Below are 22160 nucleotides of genomic sequence, written 5' to 3'. Positions count from 1 at the left end.
ACATCATAATAGGATGAAAAAACATTGAAATTTCATTCGTATAAAAAACTTATTTTAATGAACTATTGTTTTCATGAAATACATAATTTTGCAAAAAAGAATCGAGTGCTTCCTCATAGGCTTCTTTGTTTTTTCCGTAGGAAAGAGCGTGAGTCCCCTTTTCAGCAAGAAACAGTTGCTTTGGACCTTGTTTCTTTTCGTATAATTCTTCCGTCATACTCGGTAAAATATAATCATCTTCTTTGCTATGGATAAATAAAATGGGATGTGCAATGTTTTGAATGTAAGTAATAGGGGATACATCTTTAAGTGAGTAGCCCTCTCTCCATTTTAAAAATAAAGTTGCAATGTCTAATATAGGCCGTTTAGGCAGATGAAATTCAACTTGTAATCGATAGGCAAGCTGTTCATAGAAGTCTGAGAACGGACAATCAGCAATGTAGAAGTCGGCACCATCCTCCACAGAACCTGCATATTGTAGAAGAGTGGCTGCTCCCATAGATTCTCCGTGAATGCCAATAATATCTGGGGCGAATCGTTGTTTTACATAGTCAACCACTGCCTTTAAATCTTGCTTTTCATAATAACCATAGCTCGTTGTCATACCACCTGTTTTTCCATGCCTACGATGATCGTATAAGAGAATGTTAAATCCACGTTTGTGAAACAGATTAGCATATTTAATAGAATTTATTTTATTAACCGTAACGCCGTGGCAAAAAATCATACATGCTTTACTATTGTTTGGAATGTAAAGACCGTCAATACTATATCCAAATGGAGACTGTATTATCACCATTTCCTTTGGCAAGGCGTCATATTCCTCCGCATTATAATAGGTCCCGGCTTCACGCTCTAAAATTTCCTCATCCGTTTTTTTTCGAATGTACATGACCTTATTTGAAAATACGATTCCAATCGCTAAAAAGAGAAGTACGAAAACTAGGATAAACGTCCATAGTACTGCCATGATTATCCTCCTGCCATTCATATTATGGTCTATTTTACCATCCAGTAAAATGATATTCTATCTTTTCATTATACTACTTAGTGATTGAGCCTGAATCATGTTGACTACTATTTCTATCGATTTTCAGCTTGACGTCTTCTCTTAGATGCATTACGGTGAAATTGTAATCTATTTCCAGACAAGGAGTGAACGTGTGGCTACTATTCGTGATGTTGCTAAATTAGCAGGAGTTTCTATTGCAACTGTTTCTCGCGTGATAAATAAAAAGGGCTATGTTCGCGAGGAAACGATACAACTAGTTGAAAAAGCTATTAGTCAGCTTCGATATAGGCCGAATGCAGCATCTGCTGAACCAATCAAGGTTTCACCACTAATAGCTGTTTTTGTAGACGACTTTGCCCACCTTTCTTATGCAAATGTACTACCTTCCATAGAGATAGCAGCCCATGAGGAAGGCTTTGAAGTATTCCTATGGAATATACAAAATCAAAAAAGTATGGAAGCTATTTTACATATGGGAGTTGCAGGTATTCTTGTTACAGAGTCTGCCTATGAAAGTATGAAAGAGATGTCTTTTTCTGTACCGTATATGGTATTGAAGGAGCCATTGGAGAGTTATTATGAAGGATCCAGCCTTGCAACTACATATTTATTAGAACGAGATGTAAAGTTCCCTGCGTTTCTAGTGGGAGATACGACTAGTAAGATGCAGGAAAGGTTGGAAGCCTTTTTAGATATGGTAGAGGATAAACGAATTCCGTATCGGGTAATCGAAGCAGAGCCTGAGATTGCTAAGGCCCAACAAGCTGTGACGACAGCGTTACGTAGTGCTCCTTATATCGATGCTATTATTGCTAGCAGTGAAATGGCGGCAATTGGCGCTATTCGTGCAGCACATAGTCTTCATATTCCTATGCCGGACAGGCTACAAGTGATAGCGTTTGACGGAAGTCAAATCGGAGAGTACGTGTATCCTAGTCTAACGACGGTGCAAACAAATGCAGCAGATGAGACAAAATATGTGGTGAAGCAGCTGGTACAGCAAATAAAACAGATTTCGGGTCCTATTGCTGTTCATCATGCTCATCATTATATAGTAGAGAGGGATTCTACGAAACAAAGCATACTACAGCTAATATAAACATAATAGGATTACCATTTTATTTCTGTCACCAATATGTCTATCTTTTGGCTACTCTCTTTCATCTAAAATTGGCAAGGATACCCCTACTTCAATCGTGTGCAGGGCGTAGCCCGACGATAAGTGGGGGAGGAGTTGCCGTCAGATACGGTATGGTACGTTAAAAATCGTAAGATTTTGTACCATATTAAGTATCTGAAACTTCCACCTTGCCTCCTCCTTCCTCCTATTCAGGTTATTTAATTTCATTAAAATTTTGTTATAATATATTTAGTGAAAGGTGGTGAGGATAATGTCTACAATTACTGCGAAAATACAAATCTATGTTTCTGGCAATCAAGCTGAAAGCCTAAAGATAACAACTAACGCTTATCGTAAGGCTTGTAATTGGCTATCAAAACATATCTTTGAAACCAAAAATCTAAATCAAGTAAACTTGAATAACTTGTATTATTCTGACTTACGAAATCAGTTTGGACTAAAAAGTCAAATGGCTCAATCTGTTATGAAAACAGTGATCGCTCGATACAAGTCAGCTAAATCAAATGGACATGAATGGTCTTTAATTGAATTTAAACTTCCAGAATATGACCTTGTTTGGAATCGTGACTACTCATTAACTCAGAGCCAATTTAGTGTAAATACACTTGATGGTCGTCTTAAATTGAATTATGAACGCAAGGCTATGAAAAAATACTTTAATAATACTTGGAAGTTTGGTACTGCTAAACTTGTGCATAAACATAAAAAATGGATCTTACACATTCCAATGGCAAAAGAATTTGCTGAATTAGATTACGCAGATGTAAACAATATTGTCGGTATTGATTTAGGAATCAACTTTCTTGCTACCACTTATGATAGTCAGGGTGAAACTACTTTCTACAACGGAAATGTTGTTAAACATAAGCGTGGTAAGTTTAAAGCTACTCGTAAACAATTGCAAATGCGACAAACACCGTCTGCTCGTAAAAAACTAAAACAAATTGGTTCAAGAGAAAACCGTTATGTAACTGATGTAAACCATCAAATTACAAAGGCACTCGTTGATAAATACCCTAGAGGTACTATGTTTGTTTTAGAGGACTTAACAGGTGTTCGTTCTGCAACTGAAAAAGTACGAGTGAAAGACCGCTATGTTTCTGTCTCTTGGGCTTTCTACCAGTTTCGTCAAATTCTGGAATATAAAACAAAAATGAACGGACAGAAGGTAATTGTCGTAGACCCAAAATATACTTCTCAAACCTGCCCTAAATGTGGGCATATCCAGAAAGCAAACCGTAATAAGAAATTACACACATTCTGTTGTAAAAACTGCCAATACAAGTCAAATGATGACCGTATTGGTGCTATGAATCTACACCGTAAAGGGATTGAACATATTGGTGTAGTTACTACAGGAGTATAGCTCTTGTAGTAAGGGCGAAGTCAACCGTCCTTATGTTCCACCACACTAAGGTAGGAGAGCGTTGCTCGTTCGCACTACTGGGTAGGAATAAGCGTAGTTGCTCTCTATGAGGGTAGAAGCACTGTCGAACTCTGATAGACGCAAGCCCCCACTTCAAACGACCCGTAAGGGTATTAAGTGGCGGGTTGTTGACCTCCATTCAATAGGAAATTGCTTCTGATACCGAGTTCTTTACCATTCCGTATTGGTAATGAGAAGCTCGTACATATACTGTGTGCTACCATCACATATAACCGTTCCTTTTTGCAGCATCGTTTTCTATATAATAACGAAATGCTTGAAAAGGAACTATTTTTTAGGAAAATAATACAGACAAGCAAGTATACGCTCCTTTTTTATTATGTATAAATAGGGGTGATCTATGAAGGTTAAAGAAGTTCTTGAGCGATTAAATGAGAATGAACCGCTAGCAGTTATTGCAAAACAATTAAATATTTCACCTTATTCCCTATCGAAAAAGCTTCGTATTCTTGGCTATGTATATGATAGCAAAAGTAAAAAACGAATATTTGTAGGGAAAGGGGAAGAGAGACTGGATTTTAACATACTAGATCCAGTTTTACAAGAAGTTCCTAATACTCTTATGATTGAAGAACGTATGTATGAGGAACTCGTTCGTATTCGTACCTTATTAGAACGAGTTGCAACCCTAAGCTCTGCGTCGCAAAGAGAAGGAGAGAGGGTAAGAAGAAGTTTTTCGATAGAAATTGGAATCCTACAGCATCTCGATGATTACGCTCGTATTACAGGTATGCAAAAATCACGAATTGTAGAAGCAGCACTTATAAAATGGATTCACGAGTGGGAAGGAAAAGTAAAATAATCAATCGAAATGGACCAAGTAGCTGGTGCAAAAGGGAGAAAACTATTCCTATTTGTGCCAGTCTATTTCGTGTGCCTTCATATTTTAGTTTTGAGACACTTTAAGACTTCCAATTTTGTATTTTCAAAATAAAAGGTTTGGTAGAAAGAACAAAATTATGAGCGGCTACCTACTGGCATGGGAATACAAATTTTACTATAATAACGAGGAAGGAGTGAGCAACGTGGCAAAAAAGAACAAAAATAGCAAACCTAACACAGATGAAGCGTTACATGTAAGTGACCGTATAGAGGTGAGCATACTACAGCAGCTAAAGGACAAAAAGAAGCAGCTTGCTGCTGCAGAAGATATACGTCAAAAGCAAGAAGAAGAACGAAAAATTCGTGAACGACGTGAACGAGAAAAAAATAAGTCGTTTGAAGAGCTATTAAACGAAAGTGGTCTTTCTTGGAAGGATTATAAATAGCAGATTGTAATATATTCGAACAATATTAAACGAGTAGGTGAAGATACCTTCATTCGTACGTTAAAATAGCAAAGGTAGGAAGGGAGAATAGGCGAACCTATTCTCCTTTGTTTCGTTCATTTTTCGTACGCTAAAAGGGTTAAGGATTAACGATGCAATGTATATTGGTCTTGCTTAGTGATGGATGCAAGGCAATCGTATTCTTCCTTTGTGAGCGGCATAGCTTCAGCTACTCGTACATTCTCATAGAGCTGCTCTAGCGAACTTGCACCAGAAATGGCAGCGGCAACTACTGGGTTGTATAGGCAATATTGTATAGCAGTTTCAGATAAGGATCGTGTACTTGTTGCTTGTTTGACACGTTTAATCGTAGCTTGTAATTCTTCATAGGAATAGGATAAATAACCCTTATCCATTACTCGTTGTATTTTCTGGGCATTATGGTTCGTTAACAGGCCTTTTGCAACTGGTCCACGTGCAAGGATACTAACGTTATGCTTGGCAAGCAGAGAAAAGAGCTCCTCAGGACGACGGTTCAATAGATTATACTCCATCATGACGCTTACAATATGTGAACGTTTTAAATATTCTCGTATAACATTAGGCCGAATGGAAGAAATACCATAGTAACGAATAATTCCTTCTTTTTGTAATTGATCAAATGCTTCAATGGTTTCATCTATTGAATCCTCGATTGTTCCTCCGTGTAATTGATATAAGTCGATATAGTCAGTCCCAAGACGACGTAAACTTTCTTTTACTTCTTGCATAATATATGCTTTCGATGGATCCCAGCTCCAACCGTTTTTTTCTTTTGTAAAGCGGTTACCTACCTTTGTAGCAACAATTACTTGTTCTCTTATTCTTCCACGCAATGCTTTTCCTACAAATTCTTCATTTAAACCGTAATCATATAAATCGGCAGTGTCTAAATAGTTAATACCTGTATCGATGGCAGCGTGCAGTATGGAGACAGCTTCTTTCTCACTTGTTCCAAGAGACATGCAGCCTAAACCAATTCTACTTACGAATAAATCGGAAGATCCGATTTGATGCTTTATCATTTTCATTCATCCCTCCCAGTAACTATTGTAAGGAAAGGTAAGCATCCAGACAAATAGTTAAGTTAGCATTATGATCTATTTTATCCCGCTATTTGCGGGCAATAAGACCTCCCCTCCTTATAATATGATAAAATAAATATGTATAACATGGGATTCGAATAAGGAGATGAGTCTATTGAATCATTTTGAAGAACGCACAACCCATACCACTCCAATCTTCTCTGGTAGAGTCATTCAAGTGCAGGTAGATGACGTAGTATTACCAGATGGCAAGGCTAGTACGCGAGAGCTTGTAAAGCATCCTGGTGCGGTTGCTATTATCGCTGTTACAGATAGCGGGAAAATTGTATTAGTTGAACAATACCGAAAGGCACTTGAGAAGATGCTCGTAGAAATACCTGCAGGAAAGTTAGAAAAGGGCGAGGAACCAAAGGATTGTGCTATTCGGGAGCTCGATGAGGAAACGGGATATTCCTGTAAGGAAATGCGCCTTATTACTTCTTTTTATACATCTCCAGGATTTTCAGATGAAATTGTATATCTTTATGAAGCAATTGGTCTTGAGAAAAAGGAAACGAAAGCTAGTTTGGATGAAGATGAATTTGTAGAGTTACTAGAAGTTACTCTAGAAGAGGCAATGGAACTAATGAAAGAACAGCGTATTCATGATAGTAAAACATTCATGGCTCTTCAATATTTACAGTTGCAAAAATAAAAGAATAGGCTCAAACCTATTCTTTTATTTTTGCATAGATGCATGTATCGCAAAGGTCGTCACTATTAAGTGCTTTACAATTTTTATGTAATGTTCCCTCGAGGATAAACCCGGTTCGTTCTGCAAGCTGTCTTGCATCTTCGTTGCGCGAATCGCATCGAATTTCAAGTCGGTTACATTGGAGCTTCTCGAAAGCGAATTTTATAGATCCTGTAAGAGCCTCTGTCATATAGCCTTTATGCCGCGCATCACTTGCGAGCCAGCAAGAAACTTCGAAGTTTCGAATGTCCCAGTCTACTGGTTGAAGAGTGATGCTGCCAATAAAGGTATTATCTTCTTTTACATACAAATGAAAGCGAAGCTGTTCCCGCATTAAAAATTTAGCATGTGCTTCCCGGACATCTGCCTCTGCTTGATCCTCAGACTGGATCGCAGCACCGTATGATAACCATGAATTTAGATCAGATGCAGATCGCTGATAGACCTCATACAATTCACTTCCGTCTCCAGGAAATGGCTTTCGTAATTGCAGTCGTTTTGTTTGAAACATTGTTGGAAAATCGAGTAACAATGGATTCATACGTATCCCTCCTCCTATTCATAGTTTATCAAACAAAAAACCGATTATCCATTACTTGTGTCATTCATAATCTACCATTTCTCTCATACAATGTAGCATAGAAGATGGAAAGGGGATTAAATGGTGCGGAAATCCTGGAAGGATCGTGTTGTTACGTATATACAAAATCATTCCTCGCTCTATTTATTTATTTGTATATTACTAGTGATGGGCGTTATTTTTGGAGCTATTCTAGTAAATAGTTTGCAAGATAGCCAAAAGCAAGATTTATACTTTTATTTAAATAAATTTTTCGTACAAGTCTCTGAAGGGAAATTTGCGAGTTCGGGAGAAATGTTTCAACAAAGCTATTTATCCCATATCAAGTATACCGGTTTTATTTGGCTATTAGGTATTTCTATGATTGGTTTACCCGTTATTTTTATTTTGCTCTTTTTAAAAGGTGTTGTGGTAGGCTTTACAGTAGGATTTCTTGTTAATCAACTTGGCTGGAAAGGGATCCTACTATCATTTGCAGCTGTGCTTCCGCAAAATTTAATTATAATACCCGTATTTCTTATCATGACAGCGGTATCGATTAGCTTTTCTCTTCGAATGATTCGCCATCAGTTTGTGAGGAAAATGAATGGGCCTTTACTTCCTTTCTTTATTCGATATACGGTTTTTTTTATTATAGTGGGGGTTGTTTTAGTGTTTGCTTCAGCTATCGAAGCATATCTTTCACCTACGCTTATGAAAACAATCATGACGGGAATTAAATAATAATAATTATCATTTGATATATAAACTTATATAATTTTCATTATTTTCTTTTGACACTCTCCTTACTTTTGTTATAATGGTGTAAGAGTGGCGAGGGAGGGGAAAGTACCGAATGGAAGAAAGAATTGACCGGATAAAGAAGCAATTGCACGCAGCAAGCTATAAACTTACACCACAAAGAGAAGCTACCGTACGTGTACTTCTAGAAAATGAAGAAGACCACTTAAGCGCGGAAGATGTTTACCTCCTTGTAAAAGAAAAGTCGCCCGAGATAGGATTAGCAACCGTTTATCGCACGTTAGAGCTATTAACAGAGCTTAAAATAGTCGATAAAATTAATTTTGGTGACGGTGTTTCGCGTTATGATTTACGCCAAGAAGGCGCTTCTCGTTTTCATCATCACCTGTTTTGTACGGTGTGTGGAATAGTTGAGGAAATTCAAGAAGATTTATTGAAAGATGTGGAAAAGAAAGTTGAGCAAACTTGGAAATTCAAAGTGAAAGATCATCGACTCACTTTTTATGGTATTTGTCATTCATGTTGGCAAAAGCAAAACGATAAATAACCTTTTCCTTTCTTGGAAGAGGTTTTTTTATTTGGAAATGTATAAAGCAGTGTAAGCTTGGCATATGTTGTAATATCAAAGCATATGGAGGGCTTTACATGCGAAGTGGATTGAAAATGGTAGCGCAATTGATCAAGGTTTTTCTCTTATTTACAAGTTGTACGCTTCTTTTTTATTTTGCTATGCTATGGATAAATGAAGAATATCAGAGTTATCATCGATTCGAAAAGCCAAAGGGAGAATCAGTAGAAGAAGTATCAAAGCTAGATGGATCAGTTGCTTGGATGAATCGACTGTTTTTTTTCTTTGAAAATGGGGAGTAGAGGAACTTGGAGGAATATCTAAAGGATTTTATACATTATATGCGGATAGAAAAGGGACTAGCTGGCAATACGATTTTGTCTTATGAACGAGATTTAAAAAGCTACTTGCAATATATAGATAAGGTAGAAAGAATAAACGTAACAGACGTTACACGGATAAACATTATTCATTTTCTTCATCTATTAAAGGATCAAGATAAATCAGCAAAAACGATAGCACGTCATATTGCCTCAATCCGTTCCTTCCATCAATTTTTATTGCGTGAGAGGATTGCTGAAAGTGACCCTTCTGTACATATTGAAACACCGCAGCTTGAGCGAAAACTACCGAGTGTTCTATCCATTGAAGAAGTAGAAGCACTTCTTGAAGTTCGTGATAAGAGTGCTTTCGGATTACGAAATAAAGCAATACTAGAATTATTATATGCAACCGGTTTACGTGTTTCTGAACTTATTAACTTAAATCTTGCAGATATTCATCTTACGATGGGATTTGTACGGTGCCTTGGTAAGGGGAGCAAGGAAAGAATTATTCCGCTCGGCAGATTGGCAACAGAGGCGATTACAAAGTATATCGAAAGAGGTCGGAATGAACTAGCACGGAAAAAATCAACAGATGCGCTTTTTCTAAATCATCATGGAGAGCGTTTGTCTCGGCAAGGATGCTGGAAAATCTTAAAGCAGCTTGCCAAAGATGCAAACATTCAGAAGGATTTAACCCCGCATATGCTCCGTCATTCCTTTGCAACTCATTTATTAGAAAACGGGGCAGATTTAAGAGCAGTTCAAGAAATGCTAGGTCACGCAGATATTTCAACAACACAAATATATACTCACGTTTCAAAAGTACGGCTTAAAGATGTATATCAGCAGTTTCATCCAAGGGCGTAATCTTATGCTGCTGTTCATGTAAGCCCTTCTATTTGACTTTTTCACTTCACAGAAACTTCACATTTTATTCTTATATTGTTTTCAATCTAATCACTATGCGTATATAGACAAATATTTTTATATTCCTCTATACTAGATTAGAGGAGGTTGTACGATGAAAAAAGTTCTTACAAGTTTATGTATGACGCTTATTGTATTAGCTGGATGTAATTCACAAAGCCACCAACATACACAAAGCGATGCAGTACCAAAGGAAGTAAAAGTTGAAATAAAAACGAATCCAGATACATTAAAACCAAATGAAAAAATTGAACTGCAAGCAATTGTTACACAGGATGGAAAAGCGGTCGATGATGCACAAGATGTGAAATTTGAAACGTGGAAAGAAAATGATCAAAAGCATACGATGACAGATGCAAAACATAAAAGTAACGGTATATATGCAGCAGACATCACCTTTCCTCAAGATGGAGTGTATCACATCATAGCACATACAAATGCTAGAGATACGCACGTTATGCCTGAAGTGAAGATTGCAGTAGGAAATGCAGCAGTTACTAAGGATAATGGTAATGACGGAAATAATGATGTAGCGATTCAACTTATGGTAGATTCATTGAAAGCCAATGTTCCGACTAACATGATGGCGCATATAAAACAAAATGGTTCTCCGTTAACGGGAGCAAATGTTGAGTTTGAAACATGGAAAGATGGAGACGAGAAGCATAATTTTGTTTCTGCAAAAGAAGGAATGAATGGTGAGTACAATGCCAATCCAGTGTTTAAAGATGCTGGAAGCTATCATGTAAAGGTGCATGTTGAAAAAGATTCATTGCATGATCATATGGAACAGCTTGTTGAAGTAAAATGAAGTTAGCTGATTACATCAAACTAGGATGTAATCAGTTTTTTTTATTCCAAGATAGGAGAGGTATCAGAGTAGAGGGATAGCAACCTTAGTTTACTCTCTAAAGTGAGGGATAAAAGAAATCTACGTTACATAACTGCCAGTTTGAAGTACGGTTTTACATACGATATACTAGGATATATAAAACAAAAATGGCACAGATGATAAAGTCTGACATCTGACATAGTCAATAACTTTATCTTGATACTTTTAAATAGGAGGAAATTATGTTGAAAAAGTTTAAGCGGGTTTTTTTAATCGTGATGGATTCTGTAGGGATTGGAGAGGCGCCTGATTCACAAGCTTTCGGAGATGCAGGGGCGGATACACTCGGTCATATAGCCGAACACATGAATGGACTACATATGCCAAATATGGAGAAATTAGGGCTCGGCAATATTCGTGAGCTGAAAGGGATTAAAAAAAGTGAACATCCAATGGCATATTATACAAAAATGGAAGAAAAATCAGTTGGAAAAGATACGATGACAGGGCATTGGGAAATTATGGGTCTATTTATTGATACCCCTTTTCGTGTATTTCCGAAAGGGTTTCCAAAAGAATTGCTTGACGAACTAGAAAAACGTACTGGACGAAAAATTATTGGAAACAAGCCCGCTTCTGGTACTGCTATTTTAGACGAGCTGGGAGAAGAACATATGAAAACAGGGGCTCTTATTGTTTACACATCAGCAGATAGTGTATTGCAAATTGCAGCCCATGAAGATATTGTACCTCTTGAGGAGCTTTATTCTATTTGCAATATTGCTCGTGAGCTAACATTAGATGAGAAATATATGGTAGGCCGCGTTATTGCACGGCCATTCATAGGGAAACCTGGAAGCTTTACACGTACTGCAAACCGCCATGATTATGCATTGAAGCCGTTTGGCAGAACGGTGATGAATGAAATGCAGGATAGTGGATTTGATGTGATTGCAATTGGAAAAATCTCCGACATCTATGATGGAGAGGGAGTTACAAAGTCGCTTCGTACAAAATCGAATATGGATGGAATGGATAAGCTTGTTGACACCCTTCATATGGAATTTACGGGTCTTAGCTTCGTAAACTTAGTAGACTTTGATGCACTATATGGTCACAGACGCAATCCGCAAGGCTATGGGGAAGCATTGCAGGAGTATGACGTACGTCTTGCTAAAGTTCTCGATCTACTTAAGGATGATGATCTTCTTATTATTACAGCTGACCACGGAAATGATCCAATTCACGCTGGTACCGATCATACACGTGAGTACGTTCCGTTACTCGTATATAGTCCATCTATGAAAGAAGGAAAGGATCTAAAGATTCGCAAAACATTTGCGGATATAGGTGCTACCGTTGCGGAAAACTTTGAGGTAAACATGCCGAAATATGGAAAGAGCTTTTTAAAACAGTTACAATAGGAGGAGTCATAGGATGAAGTACGAATTGATTGAACAAGCAGCTGATTATTTACGACATAAATGTAAGAATATCCCTAAATTAGGACTTATCCTTGGGTCAGGACTTGGTGTGTTAGCTGATGAAATCGAAAGTCCGGTTAAGGTTAGCTACGGGAATATTCCAGGGTTTCCCGTTACAACTGTAGAAGGTCATGCGGGTCAGCTTGTCTTCGGTACATTAAAAGGAGTATCCGTTGTGGCTATGCAAGGCCGTTTCCATTATTATGAAGGCTATGAAATGAATAGTGTAACCTTTCCCGTTCGTGTTATGAAAGCGATAGGTGTAGAAACGTTACTCGTAACAAATGCTGCTGGAGGAATACAAACCTCGTTTGCACCAGGAGATTTAATGATTATTCGCGATCATATCAATTTTATGGGTACGAATCCGCTTATCGGTCCAAATGAGTCGGATCTTGGTACTCGCTTCCCTGATATGTCAGAGGCGTATGCTAATGATCTTAGACAAATCGCAAAGGATGCTGCTAAACGTTTACATATAGACGTTCAAGAGGGGGTATACCTAGCAGTTACGGGCCCTTCTTACGAAACACCAGCTGAAATTCATATGTTTCGCACACTAGGGGCAGATGCTGTAGGTATGTCAACTGTACCTGAAGTGATTGTTGCTAGACATAGCGGGATCAAGGTGCTTGGTATTTCTTGTATTACAAATATGGCGGCAGGTATTTTAAATCAACCACTGAATCACGAGGAAGTAATTGAAACGACAGAACGGGTCAAAGCAAATTTTCTATCTCTAGTTAAAGAAATAGTTAGCTCACTTTAGGAATAGATAGGGATTGAAAAATACATGGCAAAAAAACGACGCATAAGGAGATTCCTTCTTTTGCGTCGTTTTTACTATAAAATCGTATGCAATACAAATGTTGAGAAAAACAAACTTGCTATAATATATAAAGTTTTTCCAACTTCTTTTTGTTACCAAGTGCAACTTTTAATAATCCTCTATAGGGTTCACCGTGTTATAGCAAATTCTTATTCATTAAGTATATGTAAAATTAGCTATAACACGAGCTGTAATTGTTATTTCACCTGGTTGAATGGATGGTGCTGACAAGATTTGACTAGCACCGTAAACCGCAAAACTAGTCCCTCTTTCTTCCTTTATAGAAATTGGAACAGGATGGATGGTTACACGCAGCGCATTTGCAATAACCGATGCTTTTTCGAGTGCGTTTGCAACGGCTATCGTTAGTGCTTTATTTATAAACGTATTAGGGTTTGAAACGCGAAAGGTAAGTCCATGAGTAATATTTGCTCCTGCCTCCATAGCCACTGCATAAACACCCCCTGCCTTTTGCACATTTACGACTGTAATTTCGTATAAGTGCTCTACACGATAGCCTTGTAGTGTGTTGTCTACCTTATATAAAGGGGTAATTGTATAAGATAATGTTGCAATATCGCTTTCTTCAATTCCGATTTGTTTTAATGCTGAAAGCAAAGACTTTGAGGTAGTAGCATTTCTTTCTTGTGCAGTTTGAACACTTATATCATCAGTTATTACACCAAGCGTTACAATGACAACATCCGGTTCTGCCTTGACCATCCCTTCACCATGCACCTGTATGAATGTATCTTTTGTTTCACGATATGGAGGTAAATATGGAGGTATATATTGCACTTTATTCATCATCCTTCCTATCAAATAAGCTAATACTAGCCCGCATCGTTTCATTAATTGTTGGGCATTCTATTCTTATTTTTCATGTATATGAGAGATTAAAGAAAATAATAAGATTACCAACCTGAAAAACAAAAAAATATCCTTCTATGGGACTTTATAGGTCTTGTTAGTTGAAAAGAGAATGTGTAAAGACCGTCAAGTGAAACTTGACGGTCTTTTTTACTATCACCTGTATCCTCTTTTTCAAGAAAATTTGTATAAACATCTTTGAAATGGAAAAAATAGGTTTGATATGGAATGGAGGGTGCAGACATGAAACGATTATTTGCAATTTTATTAAGTTTCACTTTGCTAAGCTCTGTTACTTCGGTCGGATTTGCGCAATCAAAGACAAATCAAAAGCAGGAAGAGCAGCCGAAGCTAGTGGAACAAGCGTCATCAGCCGTGTTGTTAGAACAGGATACAGGACAAATTCTCTTTGATAAGAACAGCAATGAAAAACTTCCACCTGCGAGCATGACGAAAATTATGACGATGCTGTTAATAATGGAACAAATAGCAAGTGGAAAGCTGAAGCTAGAAGAAAAGGTAAGGACAAGCGAACATGCTGCCTCTATGGGAGGATCTCAAATTTTCCTTGAGCCTGGTGAAGAAATGACAGTGGATCAAATGCTCAAGGGTATAGCTATTGCTTCAGGGAATGATGCATCTGTTGCTATGGCAGAACATATTGCGGGATCAGAAGAGGGGTTTGTGAAATTAATGAATGAACGAGCAAAATCTCTCGGACTTAAAAATACTCATTTTCAAAATCCAACAGGGTTACCAGCTAAAAATCATTATTCAACGGCCTATGATATGGCAATTATGGCAAGAGAGTTAATGAAATACCCGCTGATTCGCCAGTATACAGGTAAATATGAGGACTATTTACGAGAAAATACAGATAAAAAGTTTTGGCTTGTAAATACCAACAAGCTTGTCCGTTTTTATCCTGGAGTTGATGGTGTAAAGACAGGGTTTACAGCAGAGGCACGGTACTGTTTAACTGCTTCTTCCGAGAGAGATGGCATGCGTGTAATTGCAGTTGTTATGGGGGCTCCTACTTCGAAGGAGCGAAATGCCCAGGTTACCAAGCTTCTTGATTTTGCTTACAGCCAGTATGCAACAAAGAAGCTATTTGCCAAAGATCAAGTTATTACATCTGTTAAAGTAAGCAGAGGAGACAAAAGTACAGTAAATCTTGTAGCCAAGGATCAGGTTTCACTTCTTATGAAAAGAGGGGAACAATCTGATTCCGTGAAACAAGAAATTGTAGCAGAGCAGACTGTGAAAGCTCCGATTAAAAAGGGAGATACGCTTGGTACGCTCGTCATAAAAAAAGGAGATACTGTTGTAACGAAGGAACCGCTTATTGCAGGTGAAGCCGTAAAACAAGCCAGCCTTTGGGAAATGGTGAAACGCAACCTTCAAATCTTTTCAAAGGTCGAATGATAGGATAGTTTGCAAATAATAGGGCTCTGAAATGGAGAAATTTAGAGATGACGCAAGGAAGATGAATTGTTTGCGTCATCTTATTCTCATTGTCTTAAAGATAGGACAAATATTTCTCCTTCCTTCGAAAAACCACTTCTTTTGTCGTCAAGAAGGATTCATGTTGTGAATCGGCGAAAGATTCCTTATACTTTTTTGCGCAGTGTGCGCTTAGAAAAGGAGGAAGTAAACGTGAGTCTGATGATCAATATGGAAGTAAAACGTGATGTATTGTGTATCCGTTTAATTGGAGAACTCGATCATCATACAGCAGAAGAATTACGTAGTCGTGTAGAAGACACACTACAAACTTATCAAGTACATCATATCCTTTTAAATCTAGAACAATTAACGTTCATGGATAGCTCTGGACTAGGAGTCATACTTGGAAGATATAAGCACATAAAGAGTTTAGGTGGAGAAATGGTTGTATGCGCAATCTCTCCGGTTGTAAAACGTCTATTCGAAATGTCTGGTTTATTTAAAATTATCCGATTAGAAATAAATGAGAAGAATGCGCTTGCAACACTGGGGGTGGCTTAAATGAAAAATGAAATGCACCTTCAGTTTTCCGCTTTAAGTCAAAATGAGTCGTTTGCTCGAGTTACGGTAGCAGCATTTATTGCGCAGCTTGATCCTACCTTAGACGAATTAACAGAAATTAAAACTGTTGTTTCTGAAGCTGTTACGAATGCCATCATACATGGCTATGAAGGAAATCCTGAAGGTACCGTATATATTTCGGTTACGCTAGATGATGAAATTGTACGATTAACCATTCGTGATAAAGGCGTTGGAATAAAGAACTTGGAAGAAGCTAGACAGCCATTATTTACAACAAAACCTGAATTAGAGCGTTCCGGCATGGGATTTACGATTATGGAAAACTTTATGGACGAGGTTGAAGTTATATCTAATGAATCATACGGAACAACAATCCATCTTACAAAGTATTTGTCAAAAAGCAACGCTCTATGCAATTAAGGAGACGAGCCTATGGACATAGAGGTGAGAAATGAAAATGGGAAAGTGCAGTTAAAGGACCATGAGCTAAAGAAATTGATTCAGAAAAGCCAAGCAGGAGACCAAGCAGCACGCGATACAATTGTACAAAGTAATATGCGTCTCGTATGGTCAGTCGTTCAGCGTTTTCTAAATCGTGGGTATGAGCCAGAGGATTTGTTTCAAATCGGCTGTATTGGATTGTTAAAATCAGTGGATAAATTTGACTTGTCCTATGATGTCAAATTTTCAACGTACGCTGTACCGATGATTATTGGTGAGATTCAACGATTTCTTCGTGATGATGGTACCGTAAAGGTGAGCCGTTCCCTTAAAGAAACAGGAAATAAAGTACGGAAGATGAAGGATGAGCTATCGAAGAAGCTAGGGCGTACTCCTACTATTTCGGAAGTTTCAGAAGCTTTGAATCTTACGGTTGAAGAAGTAATTATGGCTCAGGAAGCAAGTCGAACGCCGTCGTCTATTCATGAAACCGTGTACGAGAACGATGGAGATCCGATTACCATTTTGGATCAAATTGCAGATCAAACGGAATCGAGATGGTTTGATAAACTTGCTTTAAAAGAGGCTATTCAAGAGCTTGATGAACGAGAGAGACTCATTGTTTATTTGCGTTATTATAAGGATCAAACGCAATCAGAGGTAGCAGAGCGTCTAGGGATTTCGCAGGTGCAAGTGTCTCGTCTAGAAAAGAAAATTTTACTAGAGATGAAAGACCGAATAGGTGAATAGCCTATTCGGTCTTTTCCATTTTTTACAGACAATCATTCCGTAATTATCCATTAATTTAAAAAAACTCCTTTAGAATCGAATGTAAAAACATTGTATGAAAAAAAGCCTCTCAACCATACTACAAATATAAGATTCGTTCAGAAGGAGGAATAGACTTGACTGACATGATTTATGTGAAAATGCGACAACGTCTGCAAGTCTCTCCAAACTATCGACTTACGTTAAAAGACGTTGCACAAATTTCCGGACCTAGTCAGGTAATATCGTATTTGCAGGAATTGCCTGTCTATGAGATTACATCAGCAGATAAAACACATGTTGTCATCGATGCGATGATGATTTTAGTAGCGATTCAAAATGCGAACAACTCGGTTGAAGTGAATCTAATCGGCTCATCGCAAACGATTGTAGAAATTATGTATGAAAGAAAAGCAAGTAACCCATTTTTTTTTGCTTTAGTATGGCTTCTTCTTTTCGTAGGAGCGGGGCTTGCAATTATATACTTTCATGAGGATGTAAGTATGCAGCAAGTACATGAACGATTGTATTACATGATTACAGGAAAGATAAATAGAAAACCTCTTATCCTGCAAATTCCCTATTCCATAGGTCTTGGTCTAGGAATGATTCTGTTTTTTAATCATTTATTCAAGAAACGTATTAATGAGGAGCCAAGCCCTCTTGAGGTGGAAATGTTTCAATATCAGCAATCCCTCGATGAATATGTCATGATGAATCAAAATAAAGAAAGTACGAAGAAAATTGATAATCCTTGAAATGGTAGTGGCATTTACAGGTCTTGCAGGAGGGATTGCAGTAGGAGCAGGATTCGTGGCTTTCTTATCTGTATTAGGTGTCATTCCACGATTAACACAATTAACAAAAAGTGTGAAGCTCATTCCTATTTATGAATGGGCAGTTGTACTAGGCGCTTTATGTGGTTCATGGTTCAGCTTAAGAGATTCTATATTTTATCTATCGCAGTATTGGTTAATTTTGATTGGGCTTTTGTGCGGTGTATTTGTTGGTATGCTTGCTGCTGCATTAACAGAAGTTTTAAATGTTCTTCCCATTTTAGCGAAGCGAGTAGGGATGGTCGATAGAATGGTAGCTCTGCTAATGGCACTTGTGTTAGGGAAAGTATTTGGATCTTTATTCCATTGGATGTTTTTTGTGAGATAGGAGGAAGTTACGTGAATAAAAAATTAAAGGATGATTATAAAAATAAGATTAAGAAGTATCATCCAAAACCGAATTATTTGAAAAATTGTTTAAAAGCCTTCGTAGTAGGCGGACTTATTTGCCTACTTGGAGAAGCATTAACAGTATTCTATATTCATTATTTTCATTTTACTGAACAAAATGCAGGAAACCCAACTGTTGCAACACTTATTTTACTCGCTACGCTTCTTACAGGTTTTGGTGTGTATGATAGAATCGGTCAATTTGCTGGAGCGGGTGCTTTGGTACCTGTTACAGGATTTGCTAATTCGATGACGAGTGCTGCTATGGAGCATCGCAGTGAAGGACTTGTACTAGGCATAGCAACAAATATGTTTAAGCTTGCTGGAGGGGCGATCGTATTCGGTGTTGTTGGTGCATATATTGTCGGACTCATTCGATATACGGTGAAGCTACTTATGTAGGAGGAAACGTATGAGATTAACGGGAAAGCAATCATGGGTGTTTGAAAATGGAATATATGTAAATACAACGGGTACAGTAGTAGGCCCAATCGAAGGAGCTGGCCCTTTAAAAGACAGTTTTGATAGCTACTATGATGATTTACATTGTAAGGAACAAAATTGGGAGCTTGCAGAGCGACGACTCATGCAAGATTCCATCAAATACGCGTTAAAAAAGGAAAACCTACAACCACATCATATTGATTTTTTTTTAGCTGGTGATTTATTAAATCAAAATGTAACTGCTAATTATGTTGCTAGGCAGCACAAAATTCCATTTCTAGGTATGTTTGGCGCATGCTCGACTTCAATGGAGACGATCGCAATAGGCAGTTCATTAGTGGATGGAGGGTTTGCTAACCGAATTCTTGCTACCGTTAGCAGCCATAATGCTACTGCAGAGCGTCAATTTCGTAATCCAACAGAATATGCGGGGCAAAAACCATTAACGGCTACTTCCACTGTTACAGGTGCGGGAACCTGTCTAATCAGCCGAGAGCCAAGCAGCATTGTCATCCGGAGTGCCACCATAGGAAGGGTACATGATTTAGGAATAACGAATCCTTATGATATGGGCTCTGCAATGGCCCCGGCAGCTGTTCATACTATCTGTCAGCACTTTGAAGATTTACATATTTCATACAAGGAGTATGACCTTATCGTAACAGGAGATTTATCGGGAGTTGGTACCCCGATTGCACGTCAATTGCTGCATGAGGAAGGATATGATTTAGGGGCTAGGTATGATGATTGTGGTTTACTCATTTATGATAGCGGTCAAAATACGTTTGCAGGAGGCAGTGGATGTGCTTGCTCAGCTGTGGTAACCTATGGTCATTTATTTCATGAACTTAAAAAAGGTACCTATCATCGTATTCTTGTGGTTGCAACGGGTGCACTATTAAATCCAATTATGATGCAGCAAAAAGAATCAATCCCAGCGATTGCGCACGCTGTTTCATTCGAACGAGCGTAAGGAGGATGAGATGGAATTTCTATATGCATTTGCTTTAGGTGGTGCGATATGCGTTATAGGACAGCTTCTTCTCGATTTTGCAAAGCTTACTCCTAGTCATGTAATGGCAATTTTTGTTGTAGTTGGTGCTATATTAGATGGATTTGGCATTTACGATGTTCTGATTCAGGTTGCTGGTGCAGGGGCAACCGTTCCCATTACGAGTTTTGGTCATTCCCTCTTACACGGAGCGATGCGGGAAGCCGAGCAACATGGATATCTTGGTATTGGAATGGGGATGTTTCAGCTATCATCGGCTGGAATATCATCAGCAGTTTTATTTGCATTTCTAGCAGCGCTTATATTTAAACCGAAAGGATAAAACAGATGAAGCGAAAGGTCATTTTAGTAACCGATGGAGATGAATACGCGAAAAGAACAATCGAATATGTCGCAAAGCAAATTGGAGGTCGCTGTATCTCTGCATCGCAGGGGAATCCAACACGACTTACCGGCAGTGAAATGGTTAAGCTTATCCTTCAAGCACCGTATGATCCGGTATTTATTATGTTTGATGATAGCGGCTACGTAGGGGAGGGAACCGGAGAAAGTGCTATGCGATACGTTACGGCTCATTCGGATATTGAGGTACTTGGTATTTTAGCCGTAGCTTCTAACACCCATCGGTATGAATGGGCTCGCGTGGATGTAAGTATAGATCGTTATGGTTCCTTGACGGAGTATGGTGTTGATAAATACGGACTTTCTGATATAGAGATAGGGCGAATAAATGGAGATACAGTGTACTGTTTAGATTCTCTTGAGGTTCCTATCATTGTTGGAATTGGAGATATTGGAAAAATGTGCACGAATGACGACATAAAGAAAGGATCTCCCATAACGAAAAAGGCTGTTGAACTAATCCTCGAAAGGAGCGGATATTATGCCAAAAAAAGAACAACGTATTAAAATCCCTATCTCATCTTTTTTAAGTGATAATGAAAACTACTTAAAACAAACAGTAGGAATCGGTGTCACCTTTGATGTTGGCATGCGTATGTTCAACATACTTGGTAGAAAAATCGCTGTTACGTTTGTTAACGGATTATGTGATAGTAATTATATCATTCACATTTTAGAAGAGGTCGTTGATTTGAATAAAGGGGATGTGTATACAAATTCTCCTATGGAGTTGATTGAAAATCATCTTATTCATCAACAAGTAGCTCGAGTGAAGACGATGGATGATGCAATTTTAAAAGTTCTGTCGGGCCTTATTGTCATTTTTGTAGATGGTGAGACAGAGGCATTTGAGATTGATGTAAGAAGCTATCCAGGACGTACCCCAACAGAGCCAGATACAGAAAAGGTAGTTCGAGGAGCTAAAGATGGATTTGTTGAAAATATAATTGTAAATACCGCTCTTATTCGCAGACGGATACGAGATCCACGACTACGTAATGAGATCATTAGGGTAGGCGAACGATCTCAAATGGATATTTGTATATCATATATACAAGATATTGCAAATCCTGATTTGATAAAAATAATAAAACAGGAGCTACAAGCCATTGAAATAGATGGAATCACCATGTCGGATAAAACGATTGAGGAATTTCTTGTCAAGCATCATTTTAGTCCATTTCCACTCGTACGTTACACGGAGCGTCCTGATGTAGCAGCTAACCATCTATTAGAAGGACATGTTCTCGTTATTTGCGATACGACACCGAGTGCTATGATTACACCAACTACATTTTTCCATCACGTACAGCATGCGGAAGAGTTTCGCCAAAATCCGGTCGTTGGAACGTTTCAAAGATGGGTACGATATCTTGGAATTTTCTTTTCGCTATTTTTACTTCCCTTTTGGCTTGTGTTTGTGATTGATCCAACGCTACTTCCTCCTCAGCTTGCTTTTATTGGACCAAACAAAGTCACACATTTACCAACGTTTCTACAAATTATATTTGCTGAAATCGGTTTAGAGTTTTTACGAATGGCGTCTATTCATACACCGGCCGCTATTTCCACCTCTTTAGGTTTAATATCCGCAGTGCTAATTGGAGAAATTGCAATTCAAGTAGGATTGTTTGTACCAGAGGTTATTTTGTATTCAGCAATCTCCGTTATTGGTGCTTATGCAACACCAAGCTACGAGCTTAGTCTAGCAAACAAAATTACGAAAATTATCATTATTTTATTAACGGCCTGGCTACATCAATCTGGGTTTATTATCGGCTTTACCTTGCTTATTTTGTATCTTGCCTCGACAAGAAGCTTACAAACACCGTATTTATGGCCATTTCTTCCATTTGATGGTGGTGCACTAATGAAAATATTTGTTCGACCAACCATTTCAAGCTTAAAAATTAGACCGAGTATTGTTCATCCGCAAAATAGTAGACGACAAGAGTAGACTACTCAATATAAGTAAATAATAGAAGGAAAAGGAGAC

General features: G+C 38.1%; 27 protein-coding genes. 23 read left to right on the top strand and 4 right to left on the bottom strand.

The window, feature by feature from the left end; all coding sequences use genetic code 11:
- Nucleotides 1-49: 49 nt before the first annotated feature.
- Nucleotides 50-970: an alpha/beta hydrolase gene (locus ACM5BR_RS07820; RefSeq protein ID WP_416827112.1), complete on the bottom strand. Its 921-nt coding sequence runs from the start codon at nt 968-970 to the stop codon at nt 50-52.
- 193 nt (nt 971-1163) lie between these two features.
- Here ACM5BR_RS07820 and ACM5BR_RS07815 point away from each other — a divergent pair, with 193 nt between their 5' ends.
- The 4 genes from ACM5BR_RS07815 to ACM5BR_RS07800 all read left to right on the top strand — a co-directional run bounded on the left by ACM5BR_RS07815 (nt 1164) and on the right by ACM5BR_RS07800 (nt 4868).
- The gene (locus ACM5BR_RS07815; protein WP_416827110.1) at nt 1164-2111 is read left to right on the top strand and encodes a LacI family DNA-binding transcriptional regulator; all 948 of its coding nucleotides are present in this window, start codon (nt 1164-1166) and stop codon (nt 2109-2111) included.
- A 292-nt stretch (nt 2112-2403) separates the two neighbouring features.
- Nucleotides 2404-3519: an RNA-guided endonuclease InsQ/TnpB family protein gene (locus ACM5BR_RS07810; RefSeq protein WP_416827108.1), complete on the top strand. Its 1116-nt coding sequence runs from the start codon at nt 2404-2406 to the stop codon at nt 3517-3519.
- A 421-nt stretch (nt 3520-3940) separates the two neighbouring features.
- The gene (locus ACM5BR_RS07805; RefSeq protein ID WP_416827106.1) at nt 3941-4402 is read left to right on the top strand and encodes a CopG family transcriptional regulator; all 462 of its coding nucleotides are present in this window, start codon (nt 3941-3943) and stop codon (nt 4400-4402) included.
- Between the two features lie 223 nt (nt 4403-4625).
- A complete protein-coding gene (locus tag ACM5BR_RS07800) occupies nt 4626-4868 on the top strand; it encodes a YqkE family protein (protein WP_416827105.1) in 243 nt (80 codons plus the stop codon).
- Between the two features lie 146 nt (nt 4869-5014).
- Here the strand turns inward: ACM5BR_RS07800 and ACM5BR_RS07795 are convergent, their stop codons facing one another.
- A complete protein-coding gene (locus ACM5BR_RS07795) occupies nt 5015-5932 on the bottom strand; it encodes an aldo/keto reductase (protein ID WP_416827869.1) in 918 nt (305 codons plus the stop codon).
- Between the two features lie 166 nt (nt 5933-6098).
- Here ACM5BR_RS07795 and ACM5BR_RS07790 point away from each other — a divergent pair, with 166 nt between their 5' ends.
- Nucleotides 6099-6647: an NUDIX hydrolase gene (locus tag ACM5BR_RS07790; protein WP_416827104.1), complete on the top strand. Its 549-nt coding sequence runs from the start codon at nt 6099-6101 to the stop codon at nt 6645-6647.
- Nucleotides 6648-6663: 16 nt separating this feature from the next.
- Here ACM5BR_RS07790 and ACM5BR_RS07785 read toward each other — a convergent pair whose 3' ends face one another.
- Complete coding sequence (locus ACM5BR_RS07785; protein ID WP_416827103.1) at nt 6664-7227, bottom strand: GNAT family N-acetyltransferase; 564 nt, start codon at nt 7225-7227, stop codon at nt 6664-6666.
- Between the two features lie 120 nt (nt 7228-7347).
- Between ACM5BR_RS07785 and spoIIM the strand changes: the two genes are divergently transcribed.
- The 7 genes from spoIIM to ACM5BR_RS07750 all read left to right on the top strand — a co-directional run bounded on the left by spoIIM (nt 7348) and on the right by ACM5BR_RS07750 (nt 12913).
- A complete protein-coding gene (gene spoIIM, locus ACM5BR_RS07780) occupies nt 7348-7989 on the top strand; it encodes a stage II sporulation protein M (RefSeq protein WP_416827102.1) in 642 nt (213 codons plus the stop codon).
- A gap of 112 nt (nt 7990-8101) precedes the next feature.
- Nucleotides 8102-8554 (top strand): ferric iron uptake transcriptional regulator, encoded by a 453-nt coding sequence (gene fur / locus ACM5BR_RS07775; protein WP_416827100.1) that lies wholly within the window; start codon nt 8102-8104, stop codon nt 8552-8554.
- Between the two features lie 98 nt (nt 8555-8652).
- Nucleotides 8653-8877, top strand: a complete 225-nt coding sequence (locus ACM5BR_RS07770; RefSeq protein ID WP_416827099.1) for a YqzK family protein — start codon at nt 8653-8655, stop codon at nt 8875-8877.
- A 6-nt stretch (nt 8878-8883) separates the two neighbouring features.
- Entirely contained in the window at nt 8884-9768 is an 885-nt protein-coding gene (xerD, locus tag ACM5BR_RS07765) for a site-specific tyrosine recombinase XerD (RefSeq protein WP_416827097.1), read from the top strand.
- Between the two features lie 154 nt (nt 9769-9922).
- A complete protein-coding gene (locus ACM5BR_RS07760; protein ID WP_416827095.1) occupies nt 9923-10639 on the top strand; it encodes a FixH family protein in 717 nt (238 codons plus the stop codon).
- Nucleotides 10640-10905: 266 nt separating this feature from the next.
- A complete protein-coding gene (deoB, locus tag ACM5BR_RS07755) occupies nt 10906-12084 on the top strand; it encodes a phosphopentomutase (protein ID WP_416827094.1) in 1179 nt (392 codons plus the stop codon).
- A 13-nt stretch (nt 12085-12097) separates the two neighbouring features.
- On the top strand, nt 12098-12913 hold the full coding sequence (locus ACM5BR_RS07750) for a purine-nucleoside phosphorylase (RefSeq protein WP_416827093.1): 816 nt from the start codon (nt 12098-12100) through the stop codon (nt 12911-12913).
- A 216-nt stretch (nt 12914-13129) separates the two neighbouring features.
- On the opposite strand, the gene ACM5BR_RS07745 is transcribed toward ACM5BR_RS07750, so the two are convergent.
- Complete coding sequence (locus tag ACM5BR_RS07745; RefSeq protein ID WP_416827092.1) at nt 13130-13780, bottom strand: SIMPL domain-containing protein; 651 nt, start codon at nt 13778-13780, stop codon at nt 13130-13132.
- Nucleotides 13781-14086: 306 nt separating this feature from the next.
- Here ACM5BR_RS07745 and ACM5BR_RS07740 point away from each other — a divergent pair, with 306 nt between their 5' ends.
- The 11 genes from ACM5BR_RS07740 (at nt 14087) to ACM5BR_RS07690 (ending at nt 22121) form a co-directional block, all read left to right on the top strand.
- Nucleotides 14087-15268: a D-alanyl-D-alanine carboxypeptidase family protein gene (locus ACM5BR_RS07740; protein WP_416827091.1), complete on the top strand. Its 1182-nt coding sequence runs from the start codon at nt 14087-14089 to the stop codon at nt 15266-15268.
- Between the two features lie 231 nt (nt 15269-15499).
- Nucleotides 15500-15850: an anti-sigma F factor antagonist gene (gene spoIIAA, locus ACM5BR_RS07735; protein ID WP_416827090.1), complete on the top strand. Its 351-nt coding sequence runs from the start codon at nt 15500-15502 to the stop codon at nt 15848-15850.
- Complete coding sequence (gene spoIIAB, locus ACM5BR_RS07730) at nt 15851-16291, top strand: anti-sigma F factor (RefSeq protein WP_416827089.1); 441 nt, start codon at nt 15851-15853, stop codon at nt 16289-16291.
- Nucleotides 16292-16303: 12 nt separating this feature from the next.
- The gene (sigF, locus tag ACM5BR_RS07725; RefSeq protein ID WP_416827087.1) at nt 16304-17062 is read left to right on the top strand and encodes an RNA polymerase sporulation sigma factor SigF; all 759 of its coding nucleotides are present in this window, start codon (nt 16304-16306) and stop codon (nt 17060-17062) included.
- A 155-nt stretch (nt 17063-17217) separates the two neighbouring features.
- Nucleotides 17218-17838, top strand: coding sequence for a stage V sporulation protein AA (locus ACM5BR_RS07720; RefSeq protein ID WP_416827086.1), 621 nt, complete (start codon nt 17218-17220; stop codon nt 17836-17838).
- A 1-nt stretch (nt 17839) separates the two neighbouring features.
- Nucleotides 17840-18244, top strand: coding sequence for a stage V sporulation protein AB (locus tag ACM5BR_RS07715; RefSeq protein ID WP_416827868.1), 405 nt, complete (start codon nt 17840-17842; stop codon nt 18242-18244).
- 11 nt (nt 18245-18255) lie between these two features.
- On the top strand, nt 18256-18708 hold the full coding sequence (gene spoVAC, locus ACM5BR_RS07710) for a stage V sporulation protein AC (RefSeq protein ID WP_416827085.1): 453 nt from the start codon (nt 18256-18258) through the stop codon (nt 18706-18708).
- Nucleotides 18709-18718: 10 nt separating this feature from the next.
- Nucleotides 18719-19723: a stage V sporulation protein AD gene (gene spoVAD, locus ACM5BR_RS07705; RefSeq protein ID WP_416827084.1), complete on the top strand. Its 1005-nt coding sequence runs from the start codon at nt 18719-18721 to the stop codon at nt 19721-19723.
- Nucleotides 19724-19733: 10 nt separating this feature from the next.
- Nucleotides 19734-20084 (top strand): stage V sporulation protein AE, encoded by a 351-nt coding sequence (gene spoVAE, locus ACM5BR_RS07700; RefSeq protein WP_416827083.1) that lies wholly within the window; start codon nt 19734-19736, stop codon nt 20082-20084.
- 5 nt (nt 20085-20089) lie between these two features.
- On the top strand, nt 20090-20671 hold the full coding sequence (gene spoVAEA, locus ACM5BR_RS07695) for a stage V sporulation protein SpoVABEA (protein ID WP_416827081.1): 582 nt from the start codon (nt 20090-20092) through the stop codon (nt 20669-20671).
- On the top strand, nt 20646-22121 hold the full coding sequence (locus ACM5BR_RS07690; protein WP_416827080.1) for a spore germination protein: 1476 nt from the start codon (nt 20646-20648) through the stop codon (nt 22119-22121). Before spoVAEA ends, ACM5BR_RS07690 begins: the two co-directional genes overlap by 26 nt.
- The last annotated feature ends 39 nt before the right edge of the window (nt 22122-22160 follow it).

The organism is Ectobacillus polymachus (assembly GCF_048159605.1).
GTDB classification, from domain to species: Bacteria; Bacillota; Bacilli; order Bacillales; family Bacillaceae_G; genus Ectobacillus; species Ectobacillus polymachus.
Note: the sequence above shows the minus strand (reverse complement) of the source record. Positions and strands in the feature narration are given on the sequence as shown.